Below are 13,485 nucleotides of genomic sequence, written 5' to 3'. Positions count from 1 at the left end.
AGATCCGTTCCTATACAGTCTCCGGCACCTTCACGTTTTCCGCGCGCGGGTTGCGCGGGTCCTGCGTCCAGTTCATGTACGGCTTGCCGGTCTCCTGCGGCACCATCGTGATGCAGCCCTGCACCGGGCAGGTGATCTCGCACAGGTTGCAGCCGACGCATTCCTCCTTGATCACCTCATAGGTGCGCACGCCGGCGGCATCGATCAGCTGCGCGATCGACTGGTGCGACGTATCCTCGCACGCCACGTAGCAGCGGCCGCACTTGATGCAGTCGTCCTGGTTGATCTGCGCGATGACCTGATAGTTCATGTTCAGGTATTTCCAGTCGGTGGTGTTGGGCACAGCCTTGCCGACGAATTGGCTGACGCTCGTGTAGCCCTTCTCGTCCATCCAGCGCGACAGGCCGTCCTTCATCTCCTCGACGATGCGGAAGCCGTGCAGCATGGCGGCCGTGCAGACTTGCACGCAACCGGAACCGAGCGCCATGAATTCCGCCGCGTCGCGCCAGTTGCCGATGCCGCCGATGCCGGAGATCGGCAAGCCCTTGGTGGCGGGATCGCGCGCGATCTCGGCCACCATGTTCAGCGCGATCGGTTTGACGGCCGAGCCGCAGTAGCCGCCGTGCGTGCTGGCGCCGCCGACGATGGGGAACGCCACCATCTGGTCCAGATCGAGGTGCGTGATCGAGTTGATGGTGTTGATCAGCGAGACGGCGTCGGCGCCACCCGCCTTGGCGGCGCGTGCCGGTGCGCGCACGTCGGTGATGTTGGGCGTCAGCTTGACGATCACCGGCAGCTTGCTGTGCGTCTTGCACCAGCGCGTGACCATCTCGACATATTCGGGAACCTGGCCCACCGCCGCGCCCATGCCACGCTCCGGCATGCCGTGCGGGCAGCCGAAATTCAGTTCGATGCCGTCGGCGCCGGTGGCCTCGACCAAGGGCAGGATATCGGCCCACAGCTTCTCCTCGCACGGCAGCATCAGCGAGACGATGATCACGCGGTCGGGCCAATCCTTTTTCACCTGCGTGATCTCGCGCAGGTTGATCTCCAGCGAACGGTCGGTGATCAACTCGATGTTGTTGAAGCCGAGGACCTCGCGGTTCTTTCCGTAGTGTGCCGAGTAGCGCGACGAGACGTTGACGGCGGCAGGGTCCTCACCCAGCGTCTTCCACACCACGCCGCCCCATCCCGCCTCGAAGGCGCGCACCACGTTGTAGGCTTTGTCGGTCGGCGGCGCGGAGGCCAGCCAGAATGGATTGATCGACTTGATGCCGCAGAATTCTATGCTCAGGTCAGCCATTATGCAGCCTCCACTTTCGATGCTTCGGTCATTGATTTGAGATCTTCGTGAATCGCGTGCGCCGCCAGCTTGCCATGCTGGACCGCCTGAACGGTCAGATCCTGGCCCGGCGCCACACAGTCGCCACCGGCGTAGATACCCGGCAGCACGGTGCGGAACTGATCGTCGACATGGATTTTGTCACCGTCGCGTTTCAGCGTCTTCGCCAGTGGATCGCTGATGCTCGTTTCGTCCATGCTCTGGCCGATGGCCTTGAAGATCGCGTCGGCCGCGATCTCGAAGGTCTCACCGGTGCCGCCGAAGCGGCCGTCGACCATGGCGGTTTTCTCGAAGCGCATGCCGCGCACGCGGCCCGCCTCGTCCAGCAGAACCTGCTGCGGTTGCGCCCAGGTGCGCATGCGCACCTGGTTTTCCTTGGCGATGTGCTGTTCGTGTTCGGTGGCGCTCATCGCCTCGAAGCCGCGCCGGTACACCAGCGTGACCTCCTCCGCGCCGAGGCGCTGGATTTGCACCGCCATGTCGATGGCCGTATTGCCGGCGCCGATGACGATGGCGCGCGATGGCAACGGCAGCTGGCTCAAATCGTCCGCCTGGCGCAGCGCGGCGATGTAGTCGACGGCCGCGAGCAGGCCGGGGGCATCCTCGCCGGTCAATCCAAGCTGCTTGCTGGCGCCAAGGCCAAGGCCGAGGAACACCGCGTCGTACTGCGCGTGCAGATCCTTCAACTGCACGTTGGCTCCCAGGGTCTGTCCGTGCCGGATTTCGATGCCGCCTATCGCCAGCAGGAAGTCCACTTCCTTCTGCGCGAAGTTATCGGTCAGCTTGTACTTGGCGATGCCGTATTCATTGAGGCCGCCCGATTTCTCGCGGGCCTCGTAGATCACCACGTCGTTGCCCAGCATCGCCAGCCGGTGCGCGCACGACAGGCCCGCCGGACCGGCGCCGACCACGGCGATCTTCTTGCCGGTCGACGGAAAGCGTTTGAACGGATGCTCGTCGAGCGACATGTTGTCGATGGCGTAGCGCTGCAGCAGGCCGATTTTCACCGGCTGGCCCTCGGCATCGTGATTGCGCACGCAGGCGTCCTCGCACAGGATCTCGGTCGGACAAACGCGCGCGCAACTGCCGCCCAAAATGTTCTGCTTGAGGATACCTACCGCCGCGCCGTTGACATTACCGTCGTGGATATTGCGGATGAAACTTGCGACGTCGATGTCCGATGGGCAGATGCGCGTGCATGGCGCGTCGTAACAGTAAAGGCAGCGCGAACTTTCAATCGCGGCCTTGCGCGCGTTGAGCGCCGGCGCGAGATCGGTAAAGTGTTCCGCCAACGCCGCATTGGCTTCCTTCGGATGCGGCATGTATTTCAGGGATTCGATCATCATTCATTTTCCTGGCTAATGGCTCGGTAGTATCAAACACCCCGGACGACGAATTCGTCCGACTACTTCATCTGAGGGAATGCAAATTCCGCGCCAGCGCTGGCGGTGTTCGGCCAGCGCTGCATGACCGCTTTATGGCGCGTGTAAAAGCGCACGCCTTCGGGACCATAGGCGTGATGATCGCCGAACAGGCTGCGCTTCCAGCCGCCGAAACTGTTGAACGCCATCGGCACCGGCAGCGGCACGTTCACGCCCACCATTCCGACCTGGATCTGGCGCACGAACTCGCGCGCCACGCCGCCGTCGCGCGTGTAGATCGCCACGCCGTTGCCGTACTCGTTGCGGTTGATCAGCTCCACGGCGCTGCCCACATCGGGAGAGCGCAGCATGCACAGCACGGGGCCGAAAATCTCCTCCTTGTAGATCGTCATATCGGGCGTGACGTGGTCGAACAAAGTACCGCCGATGAAGAAGCCGTTCTCGCGCCCCGGCACGATGTGGTTGCGTCCATCGACCACGAGTTTGGCGCCCTGCTCCACGCCCTCGCCGATCAAGCGCTCTATGCGCTGCTTGGCCGCGCTTGAAACGACAGGCCCCATTTCGGCGTCGTGCTCCATACCGTCGCGCACTTTCAGTGCGGCCGTGCGCTTTGCCAGTGCGTCGATGATTTTATCGCCCGCGTCGCCGACGGCGACGACCACCGAAATCGCCATGCAACGCTCGCCGGCCGAACCGTATGCGGCGCCCATCAATGCATCAACGGTCATCTCCATATCGGCATCCGGCATCACCACCATATGGTTCTTGGCGCCGCCCAAAGCCTGCACACGCTTGCCCGCCGCGCAGCCGCGTGCGTAGATGTATTCGGCGATCGGCGTGGAGCCGACAAAGCTCAGCGCCTGCACCACCGGATGATCGAGCAGCGCATCGACCGTCACCTTGTCGCCCTGAACGACGTTGAACACACCGTCCGGCAGGCCCGCCTCTTTCAGCAGCTTGGCGTGCAGCAGCGACGGCGAAGGATCGCGCTCGGAAGGCTTGAGGATAAAGGTGTTACCGCAGGCGATGGCGACCGGGAACATCCACATCGGCACCATCACAGGGAAGTTGAACGGCGTGATGCCGGCCACCACACCCAGCGCCTGGCGCATCGACCAGGCGTCGATACCGCGCGAAATCTGATCGGTGAACTCGCCCTTCAGCATTTGCGGAATGCCGACCGCGAATTCCACCATCTCGATGCCGCGCGCGACCTCGCCCTGCGCGTCGGCGAAGGTCTTGCCGTGTTCACGCGTCAGCATCGCCGCGAACTCGTCGACGTGCTGCTGGCACAGCTGGAGATACTTGAACAAAACACGCGCGCGCGTCAGCGGTGGCGTCGCCGACCAGGCGGGGAAAGCCGCTTCCGCCGCGCGCACGGCGACGTCGACTTCTTCGACAGTGCCAAGCGCAACGCGCGCCACCGGTTCGCCCAGCGCCGGATTGAAGACGTCCGCATAGCGGCCGCTTTGGGTATCGACTTTGGCGCCGTTGATGAAGTGGGTGATGGTGTCAAGGTTGCTCATGGTGTTCTTCTTTCGTTATATCGTCATATGGTCAGCCCAGCAGGCCGTCCGCGTCTACATAGGGATAGCCCAGGGCGTGCGCCACCGCTGCATAGGTGACGTGGCCCTGGCATACGTTCAAGCCGTTCTTCAGATGGACATTGGCCTTCAGCGCCTTCTGCCAGCCTTTGTCGGCCAGCGCCAGCGCGTGGATGATGGTTGCGTTATTCAGTGCGAAGGTCGATGTGCGGGCCACCGCGCCGGGCATGTTGGCCACGCAGTAGTGCACCACGTCGTCGACCACGAAGGTCGGATCCTGGTGTGTGGTGGCGCGCGAGGTTTCGAAGCATCCGCCCTGGTCGATGGCGACATCCACCACCACCGCGCCGGGCTTCATGCGCGAGATCATATTGCGCGTGACCAGCTTGGGCGCGGCCGCGCCGGGCACCAGCACGCCGCCGATGACCAGGTCCGCGTCCAGCACCGCCTGTTCTATGGAATGGGCGCTGGAGAACATCGTCGAGATGCGGTTGCCGTACACCAGATCGAGCTGGCGCAGGCGGTCGATGTTCTTGTCGAGCACAGTCACGCGCGCGCCGATGCCGACCGCCATCTGCAAGGCGTTGGTGCCGACCACCCCGGCGCCGATGATGGCGATGTGGCCGGGCGCCACGCCTGGCACGCCGCCCAGCAACAGGCCCATGCCGCCCTTGGATTTTTCCAGGTGAGCGGCGCCGGCCTGGATCGACATGCGCCCCGCCACCTCGCTCATCGGCGCCAGCAGCGGCAGGCCGCCGTTGTCGCCGGTGATGGTTTCGTAGGCGATGCAGACCGCGCCCGATTCGACCAGCGCCTTGGTTTGTTCGGCGTCGGGGGCCAGGTGCAGATAGGTGTAGAGGATCTGGTCCTTGCGCAGCATCGCGCATTCGTTCGGCTGCGGCTCCTTGACTTTGACGATCATGCCGGCGCGCGCGAAGATGTCCGGCGCGTTGTCGACGATTTCGGCGCCGGCGCCTTCATACATCGCGTCGGTCAGTCCGATGGCGGCGCCCGCGTCCTTTTGTACAAGGACTTGGTGGCCGCGCAGTACGAGTTCCTTCACGCTGGCCGGGGTAAGGCCAACGCGGGACTCCTGGTTCTTGATTTCTTTTGGAACGCCTACCAGCATGATGGTCTCCTCGTTATGGATATGGACCGGCAAACACCGGAAAACACGTAGGGCGGATTAGGCGGAACGCCGTAATCCGCCATTGCGTGAGCCGTCGAAACGCACGCAATGGCGGATTACGCTGCGCTAATCCGCCCTACGTGTTTCACTCCAGATTTTTCAGCACCGTGGTCAGCTTCCCAAACAATTCATCGATGTGTTTTTTCTCCAGCACCAGCGGCGGCGACAAGGCGATGGTGTCGCCCGTCGTGCGGATCAGGATGCCGTCGGCGAAGGCCTGCTTGAACGCGGTGAACGCGCGCACCCCGGGCTTGCCGGGAATCGGCGCCAGCTCGATGCCGGCGATCAGGCCGATGGTGCGGATGTCGATCACGTGCGGCAGTCCCTTGAGCGAGTGCACGGCGTCGGCCCAATATTCGGCCATGCCGGCCGCGTGTTCCAGGATGTTCTGCTCCTTGAACACCTCCAGGGTCGCCAGCGAGGCGGCGCAAGCCACCGGGTGGCCCGAATAGGTGTAGCCGTGGAACAGCTCAATGCCCGCCGGCGCGTCCATGAAGGCGTCGTGGATATGCTGTTTGCTGAACACCGCGCCCATTGGAATGACGCCGTTGGTCAGGCCTTTGGCGGTGGTCATCATGTCCGGCTCGACGTCGAAGTAATCGGACGCGAACGGCGTCGTCAAACGTCCGAAGCCGGTGATCACCTCGTCGAAGATCAGCAGGATGCCGTGCTTGGTGCACAGCTCGCGCAGGCGCTTCAGGTAGCCCTTCGGCGGTATCAGCACGCCGGTCGATCCGGCGACCGGTTCGACGATGACGGCGGCCACGGTCGAGGCGTCGTGCAGCGCGACGATGCGCTCCAGTTCATCGGCCAGTTCGGTGCCGTATTCCGGCTCGCCGCGCGTGTAGGCGTTCTTCTCCAGGTTGTGCGTGTGCGGCAGGTGGTCCACGCCGGGCAGCATGACGGTGTACTGCTTGCGGTTGCCCGCGATGCCGCCCACCGAGATGCCGCCGAAGCCGACGCCATGGTAGCCGCGTTCGCGCCCGATCAGGCGCGTGCGCGAAGCCTCGCCGCGCGCCTTGTGGTACGCCAGCGCCATCTTCAGCGCGGTGTCGACCGCCTCGGAGCCGGAGTTGGTGTAGAAGACGTGGCCGAAGCGGTGGTTGGTGTAGTCCATCAGCTTTTCGGCCAGGTCGAAGGCGGCCGGGTGGCCCATCTGGAAGGTCGGCGCGAAATCGAGCTGGCCGACCATCTCGCGCACGGCGGCGACGATCTTCGGCTGCGCGTGGCCGCAGGGGACGCACCACAGGCCCGCCGTGCCATCGAGGATGCTGTTGCCGTCGACATCCTTGTAGTACATGCCCTCGGCCGATACCAGCAGGCGCGGATGGGCTTTGAAATCGCGGTTGTTCGTGAACGGCATCCAGAAGGACGCCATCGATTCTGGTCGTGATTCGTTCATGCATATCTCCTGTGACGCCAAGCGGATTTTTTGACGAACCGTAAAAAAATTTACCAGTTGGCAAAATGATGATGCAATAATAGACAGCGCTACAACTATGGCACAGATACACAAATATCAAAACGGTCCAACCGTACCGGTAGTAAAAACAGTACAGTTTTGCTTTATGCCGCCTTTGGAGTCAAGGATGGAACCAGCGTATCCTGCGATCGATCAATCCGCCACCGAGCCGCCCGGCGCGGCCGGCTGGCCCGTCATCGCCATAGAGCGGAGCGGCAAAGGCAGCCTCGTGGACCAGATCGTCTCAGCCATCAGCGCGATGGTGGGCGCGCGGGAGTTGCGCATCGGAACCAAAATGCCGTCCGTGCGGCAATTCGCCAAGTGTAATGGCGTCAGCACCTTTACAGTTGTGGAATCCTACGACCGCCTCGTCACCCTGGGGCTGCTGTCCTCGCGGCGCGGCTCCGGCTACTTCGTGGCGCGCCAGGACCTGCCGGCGGCGCTGCTGCCGCTGGCCGGCGAGGCCACGCCGACCGCCATCGACGCCCTCACCGCCCACCTGTACTCCGGCATGTCAGACGCGCTGGCCGTGGGCGCCGGCTGGCTGCCGCCAGAATGGTACGGCGAGGACACCATCCTCGACGCCGTGCGCCACGCCATGCGCATCCCGGCCAACCGGCTGCGCGGCTACGGCCATCCGCTCGGCTTCCCGACGCTGCGCCAGCACCTTGCCGCCAGCCTGACCGAGGACCTTTTCCCTGTCGAGCCGGAACAGGTCCTGCTCACGCACGGCGCCACCCACGCATTCGATCTGATCCTGCGCACGCTCACCCGGCCGGGCGACACCGTCTTCGTCGAGGACCCGGGCTACAGCAACCTGCTGTCGCTGATCCGCCACCACGGCTGCGTGGCGGTCGGCATCCCGCGCGGCGACCAGGGGCTGGACTTCGAGGCGCTGGCAAGGCAGGCGGCGCACACCCAGCCCAAACTCATGTTCGTCAACACGGTGCTGCAAAACCCGCTCGGCACCTCGCTCAGCGCGGCGCAGGCGCACCGCCTGCTGGGCCTCGCGGAACAATTCGACTTCTGGCTGGTGGAGGACGACATCTACCGCGAGCTGGCGCCGCGCGGCGAAGCCTCACTGGCGGCGATGGACGGCCTGCGGCGCGTGATCCGCGTCGGCAGCTTCTCCAAGACCTTGTCGCCGGTGCTGCGGGTCGGCTCGATCTGCGCCTCGGCCTCGCTGCTGCCGGAGCTGGTGCGGGTCAAGATGCTGGCCGGGTTGACCACCTCCGAAATCAACGAGCGCGCCGTCTACCACGCCATCAGCGCGCGGCCCTACAAGCGCATGGTCGACAAATTGATCGCCCAGCTGGAGGCGGCCCGCGAGCGCACCATCGACAGCCTGCGCGGCGCCGGCATGACGCCCTTGGCCAAGCCGCGCGGCGGCATGTTCGTCAGCGCCGGCTGGCAGCAGGCCCCGAGCGCAGACTGGAACGGCCAAGTCATCGCCGACCAGGCGCTCAAGGCCGGCATCCTGCTGTCGCCGTGCGATTTCTTCATGCTGCGCCAACCGGAGACGATCTGGTTCCGCTTCAACGTGGCCTATACCGACCACCCGCAATTACTGACCTTCCTGAGACACATATGTCGACAGCCAAACTGACCGCAGCGCCACCGCCGAAGATCAAACGGCGCGTCCTGAACCGCGACAAGCTCGAAGCTGAAATCGCCGCCGAGGCGGTGCGGGTGTTCGCCGAATGCGGCTACGAAGGCACGTCGATCGCCACGGTGGCGGAAAACGCCGGGCTGTCGAAGCAGAACCTGATGTACTACTTCCCCACCAAGCAGTCGCTGTACCAGCGGGTGCTCGACGAGGTGCTCGACGAATGGCTCGAACGCATGGAAAACCTGGCCGCCGAGGACCAGGAGCCGCGCGAAGTGCTGCGCACCTACGTGCAGGCCAAGCTGAAGTTCTCGCGCGAGCAGCCGTGGGCCTCGCGCGTGTACGCGATGGAGGTCATCAGCGGCGCGCAGCTGTACGGCGCGCAGATCCAGAGCCGCGTGGTGCCGCTGCTGCGCAAGGATATCGAGGTGTTTGAAAAATGGATCCGCGCCGGCAAGATCGCGCCGATCAACGCCACCCACCTGCTGTTCGCCATCTGGGCGATGACGCAGTCCTACGCCGACTTCTCGGCGCAAATGGCGCTGGTGTTGAACCGCAAGCAGCTCACAAAAAAAGACTTCGACGACGCCGAGACGGTCATCGTCGACATGGTGCTGGCGGCGATCCGCGTACCGGACACGCCCTGAGCGCGGCGCGGCCGCTTCGTTCATCGCCACATCGCTTCGCGCGGCCGGCCCGCCGCCCGTGACCGCGCCCTTATAGTTGGCACCTTAGCGCCTAGCCGTTCCGCCCGGCGCGCGCCAACAGGGTTTTCCATGCGACTGACTACATTATTCCACCGCGCCGACAACGCCGGCGAGACGCCGGACGCCGCCCCCACCCAGGCCCATAGCAAGAGCAGCAACACCAAGGGTGCCGGCGCGGACAGCCGGCTGCGCGGGCTGCGCCGGCTCGTCCGTCCCGCCGGCGTCAGCGTCACGGCGCTGCCGGGCTATGTGCGCACCAAGATCGCGCCGATGCCGGTCCAAGCCGAGCCGCCGGCGACGCCGAAACCGGGCTCCGGGTCCGGCCACAGGGCGGCCAGCGCCCCCCGCACCCTGCGCCGCATCGACGAGATGGCGGCCGGCCTGACCCAAAAGCTATACCCACGGGCGACACCGCCGGCCGCCGATGTCGCCTCCGTGCTCTGCGACGCGGGCGCGTTCGCCACCGCCGTCGATGCGCTATTCCCCGGAGCGGCCACCGCTGGCACGGCGCCAACCTCCGCCCTCTCCGGCGCGTTGCTAGACACGGCGCCCGGGGGCGAAGATGGCGCGCCGAAATCAAACCTCGCCGGCGCGTGGCACGTCGCGCTGGCCCTGGCCGGCACCGGCGCCAACGCCGCCGAGGCGCACGCCGCGCTCGAGCACCTGCGCCATGGCTACTCGCTGGACGACGGCGCCGGGCAGGCCGCTCCGGCCACGCCGGCGCAGCGCCATGCCTGGCACGCGGCCCGCCTGCTGAGCCACACACCGACCGGTTTCGACGCGCTGCTGCACCTGCTCGGCGATGCGGGAGCCCCGGCCGCGCCGGACGATCGCCAACTGTGGCAGGAAAGCTTGCGCACCTTTCTGCAGGCCGCGCACCAACTGGCCGCCGGCGCGGAGGGGCAGGCCCGGACGGCGACGCCCTCGGCACAATTGCTGCACGCGCGCGGGCGCCTGACGACCGCCCGCCTGCGAACAGGGCCTGGGCCGGTGCGCAGCGGCGACGCGCTGGCAACCGGCGCGCTGCTGTGCGCGGCCAAGCTGCGGGCCACGCCCCACGCCACGGCGGCGGACATCGGCGACCCCGCCCAGGTGGCCGACTATGTGGCCTGGCGCAGCGGTTTTCGCCACGACGGCGAAGGCACGCCGCTGGCGCACACGCGGGAGCGTCTGGCCAAATTCGGCACCTGGGCCAAGCGCGCCGGCCAGCGCGCCGCCCATCCGGGCCAGGCCTGGCATCCGGCCCGCCTGTTCGGGTTGCGCAAATCGCCGTTGACGGCCATGACGCAAGGCGACGGCGGCGCCACGCTGCCGCTGCTGACGCAGCAGGCCACGCTATGCCGTCAGGCGGTGCACGACACCATCGACAAGTTGCTGGTCCATCAGCGCGCCCTGCTCGGCCGCCCCGTCACGCAAGCCCAGCGCGCCACCTTGCGCTTGCGCGAACAGGCGCTACTCCACTGGAAAGGCAGCGCGTCCCAACAGGTGGACCGGATCGCGCTGGGCGACGCCGACCGGCTGTCCATCGGCGCGGCCGCCGCCATGGCCGCCTTGCACGACGCGCGGCAACCGGCGCTGAGGCCGGACCGGGGCGAGCTGGCCAAGCTCCAGGTGCTCAACCTCGGCACGCTCGAACGCTGGGCCGCCGAAGCGGCGCGCATGGGCGCGGCCGGCCCGGTGCTGGCCGACGTGCGCGAGCGGCGCCGGCGCGCCGTCATGCTGCGCCGCGCCGTCCGCGCCGCGCCACGGCATGACGGCGGCGCCATCGCGGGCCTGCACCAGCGCCTGCGCGACGTCATCGACCACACGCCGCTGGGGAACAACGTGCGCTACTTCGATGGCGGCATGTACGGCTTGAACGCCAACATGACGCTCAACGAGCACCCGTTCAACCCGAAAGGCGTGGAGGTCGGGCTGGCGCCCGGCTTCGGCGCCAAGGCCAAGCGCGGCCGCTACGCCTTCGTGGAAGTCGGCTCGTCTTCCTATGGGGGCGAGGTCTACATGGGTACCGACACGCGCCACTCGACCGGGGCGGCGCTGGGCCTGTTCGCCGGCGCGGCGGTCGGCGTGCATGGCACCCACCTGGCCGCCGGCGCCGGCGTCGGCGCCGCGTATTCGCACGACCGCAGCGAGTCGCGCGGCGTCATCGTCCGCTCCGAGCTGCAGCGCGACGCCGCCGGCGTGCCCACCGACAGCTGGCGGCGCCAGGCGGCGGCCGTCACCGACTTCCTGTTCGAGCGCGCGGCCGCACCCGGCGACGGCGGGGCCGTAGCGCATTGGCAGCATTTCAGCACCCGGTTTTTCCGCGACGCCGACATCTCGGTCGACTGGCGCGACCAGCGGCGCGGCAGCCACACGCTGTCGGCCAACGCCACGCTGACCGCGCGCCTGTCGGTCGCCAGCCTGCACCTCGGTCCGGCCCTGACGGCCAGCCATGACCGCCTGGTGGCGGGCAAGAACGAGCGTGTCGACGCCAACGGCTGGCTGCGTGGCGTCGAACGTTCGCGCGCGCGCTCGTCGGGCACCACGCTCAGCGCGGCCCTGGTCGGCGGCACCGCCGGCATGGGCCATTTTTCCAGCCACGTCGGCCATCCGGAATCGCTCAGCTTGCCGGGCGTGCCGCTGGTGGGGGCGGCGGCGACGCTGGCGCCGGCCGGCGGCAGCGTCACGCTGCGCATGGTCGAGGACCGCGACGGCTTCAATCCCAAATTCATCCGGCGCCTGGTCGAATTTGTCGATCCGGCCTCCTTCGCCGCCTACGCCGAGAGCAAGCGCGCCGATATCAAAACCGGGCCGCTGGGCAAGGCCCGCCTGGACGCGTATCTCGACCAGATCGGGGGCGGCGCCACGCGCGGCAACCAATCCTTTGGCGCCAGCAGCAAGCTGCGTCCCGAGATCGCGGAAGTGATCACCGCGCACCACGGCGAGTTGACGATGCGGCGGCTGGCGGGCCTCGGCGACGGCGCGGACAACGACGGCCGCTGCGCGCAGCTGGAAGGCGAGATCACGCGCCTGCTGCAACAACAGGACAGCTGGAAGGCGTCGGCCTTTTACAGCTATGAGATCAACACCAACGGCTACAACGCGGGACCCTCGATGCTGCTGGAAGCGAGCGCCGGCACCTGGGCCGTGGGCGAGCGCATGCTGACCGAGCTGGCGTTCGCCGAAGTGGAGGCGCTGGACGATCCGGAGCGGGCCGCCGGCGCCGTCTTCGGCGGCGACCATTGAGCGCGGCCCAAAAAAAAGCCACCCCGTGGATGGCTTGCGCGGCGAACCGGCCGGCGCTTACCCCCGCGCCGCCTTGCGGCGACGGGCGATAACGCCGACCAGCCCCAGGCCGGCCAGCATCATCGCGTAGGTTTCCGCCTCCGGCACGGCGCTCGCCAGGCCCGGAATGTCGGTCGCCACGAAATAGTGGTTGGCATTGATCTGCACGCCCGAGTTCCAGTTGTTGACGACCACGTTGCCGTTGATGACGCCGCTGCCGTTGGTCACGCTGGCGTTGGGCGCCAGCACGTTGGCGGTGAAGCCGGTGGCGATGTTGAGCGTGGTGGCGTCGGCAAAGTTGAACAGCACGTTGTAGCCGTCGAACGCCTGGTAGCCGCCCGAGAAGGTCGCGCTGCTGCCGCTGAAGTTGACGATCAGGGTGGCGCCGGCCTTCATGTTGCTGAGGTTGTAGTAGCTGCTCGAATTGAGCCAGCTGGCGTCGAGGTCGATCACTTCCACCGCGCTGTTGGTGCCCGAGATGTACACCCCGCCCCACTTCTGCTGAGCGCTGCCGGTCGTGGCGACCTGCGTCAGCGCTTGCGAGGTCCTGGTCAGGCTGGCCGCCAGCGCCGTCATGTTCACCGGCGCGGCGCCGCCCTTGACCGGCGTGGCCAGGGTGCCGCTCTGGTTGAGCGTGCTGGTGCCGCCGACGTAGGTGTCGCCGTTCGTGACGGCGCCGCTGGTGAACGTGAAGTTGCGGCCGACGATCAGCGCATAGCCGCCATACGCGTCAACGTTCTTGTCGTTGACCGAATAATTGCTCAAACTGACATCGCGGCCGGCCATGATGGCGCCCTCGACGTCGGCCTGCGGCGCCTTGAAATCGTTGAACGCGAACACATTGGCGTTGCCCAGGGTCAGGTCGAGCACTGCGGCGTGCGCGCCACCCATCGATGCCACAGCGATCATCACGGCGGCAGCGGCGGTTTTTAAGACAGAGGTCATGTGGATTTCCCCAAAAGTAATTTATATTACCTCAAGGATAT

General features: G+C 66.4%; 9 protein-coding genes. 3 read left to right on the top strand and 6 right to left on the bottom strand.

Features of this window, described 5'->3' with window-relative positions; genetic code table 11:
- Window positions 1–10 precede the first annotated feature (10 nt).
- From preA to aptA, 5 genes are all read right to left on the bottom strand, one after another.
- A complete protein-coding gene (gene preA / locus AC07P1_RS11700; protein WP_315211993.1) occupies window positions 11–1,303 on the bottom strand; it encodes an NAD-dependent dihydropyrimidine dehydrogenase subunit PreA in 1,293 nt (430 codons plus the stop codon).
- Window positions 1,303–2,688, bottom strand: coding sequence for an NAD(P)-dependent oxidoreductase (locus AC07P1_RS11695; RefSeq protein WP_494695980.1), 1,386 nt, complete (start codon window positions 2,686–2,688; stop codon window positions 1,303–1,305). The genes preA and AC07P1_RS11695 overlap by 1 nt, the downstream gene beginning before the upstream one ends.
- A gap of 59 nt (window positions 2,689–2,747) precedes the next feature.
- Window positions 2,748–4,250 (bottom strand): CoA-acylating methylmalonate-semialdehyde dehydrogenase, encoded by a 1,503-nt coding sequence (locus tag AC07P1_RS11690; protein ID WP_494695979.1) that lies wholly within the window; start codon window positions 4,248–4,250, stop codon window positions 2,748–2,750.
- Between the two features lie 31 nt (window positions 4,251–4,281).
- The gene (gene ald / locus AC07P1_RS11685) at window positions 4,282–5,397 is read right to left on the bottom strand and encodes an alanine dehydrogenase (RefSeq protein WP_494695978.1); all 1,116 of its coding nucleotides are present in this window, start codon (window positions 5,395–5,397) and stop codon (window positions 4,282–4,284) included.
- A gap of 145 nt (window positions 5,398–5,542) precedes the next feature.
- Window positions 5,543–6,859 carry an omega-aminotransferase AptA gene (gene aptA / locus AC07P1_RS11680; protein WP_494695977.1) on the bottom strand — a complete coding sequence of 439 codons (1,317 nt, stop codon included), beginning with the start codon at window positions 6,857–6,859 and terminating at the stop codon, window positions 5,543–5,545.
- 187 nt (window positions 6,860–7,046) lie between these two features.
- On the opposite strand from aptA, the gene AC07P1_RS11675 reads away from it, so the two are divergent.
- The 3 genes from AC07P1_RS11675 to AC07P1_RS11665 all read left to right on the top strand — a co-directional run bounded on the left by AC07P1_RS11675 (window position 7,047) and on the right by AC07P1_RS11665 (window position 12,460).
- Window positions 7,047–8,525, top strand: a complete 1,479-nt coding sequence (locus AC07P1_RS11675) for an aminotransferase-like domain-containing protein (RefSeq protein ID WP_494695976.1) — start codon at window positions 7,047–7,049, stop codon at window positions 8,523–8,525.
- Window positions 8,507–9,172, top strand: a complete 666-nt coding sequence (locus tag AC07P1_RS11670) for a TetR family transcriptional regulator C-terminal domain-containing protein (RefSeq protein WP_494695975.1) — start codon at window positions 8,507–8,509, stop codon at window positions 9,170–9,172. The genes AC07P1_RS11675 and AC07P1_RS11670 overlap by 19 nt, the downstream gene beginning before the upstream one ends.
- A 129-nt stretch (window positions 9,173–9,301) precedes the next feature.
- Complete coding sequence (locus AC07P1_RS11665; protein WP_494695974.1) at window positions 9,302–12,460, top strand: hypothetical protein; 3,159 nt, start codon at window positions 9,302–9,304, stop codon at window positions 12,458–12,460.
- Between the two features lie 57 nt (window positions 12,461–12,517).
- Here AC07P1_RS11665 and AC07P1_RS11660 read toward each other — a convergent pair whose 3' ends face one another.
- On the bottom strand, window positions 12,518–13,444 hold the full coding sequence (locus AC07P1_RS11660) for a choice-of-anchor A family protein (RefSeq protein WP_494695973.1): 927 nt from the start codon (window positions 13,442–13,444) through the stop codon (window positions 12,518–12,520).
- Window positions 13,445–13,485: the final 41 nt, after the last annotated feature.

Source organism: Duganella sp. GW821-FHT07F09 (assembly GCF_059418705.1).
The sequence above is the reverse complement of the archived record's forward strand: the minus strand, read 5'-3'. Positions and strand labels throughout refer to the sequence as shown.

Excerpts from the sequence above, each read along its gene's own strand:
- AC07P1_RS11675 (WP_494695976.1), top strand. The coding sequence starts at position 7,047 with ATGGAACCAGCGTATCCTGCGATCGATCAATCCGCCACCGAGCCGCCC.
- AC07P1_RS11670 (WP_494695975.1), top strand. The coding sequence starts at position 8,507 with ATGTCGACAGCCAAACTGACCGCAGCGCCACCGCCGAAGATCAAACGG.
- ald (WP_494695978.1), bottom strand. The coding sequence starts at position 5,397 with ATGCTGGTAGGCGTTCCAAAAGAAATCAAGAACCAGGAGTCCCGCGTT.
- AC07P1_RS11690 (WP_494695979.1), bottom strand. The coding sequence starts at position 4,250 with ATGAGCAACCTTGACACCATCACCCACTTCATCAACGGCGCCAAAGTC.
- aptA (WP_494695977.1), bottom strand. The coding sequence starts at position 6,859 with ATGAACGAATCACGACCAGAATCGATGGCGTCCTTCTGGATGCCGTTC.
- AC07P1_RS11660 (WP_494695973.1), bottom strand. The coding sequence starts at position 13,444 with ATGACCTCTGTCTTAAAAACCGCCGCTGCCGCCGTGATGATCGCTGTG.
- AC07P1_RS11695 (WP_494695980.1), bottom strand. The coding sequence starts at position 2,688 with ATGATGATCGAATCCCTGAAATACATGCCGCATCCGAAGGAAGCCAAT.
- preA (WP_315211993.1), bottom strand. The coding sequence starts at position 1,303 with ATGGCTGACCTGAGCATAGAATTCTGCGGCATCAAGTCGATCAATCCA.
- AC07P1_RS11665 (WP_494695974.1), top strand. The coding sequence starts at position 9,302 with ATGCGACTGACTACATTATTCCACCGCGCCGACAACGCCGGCGAGACG.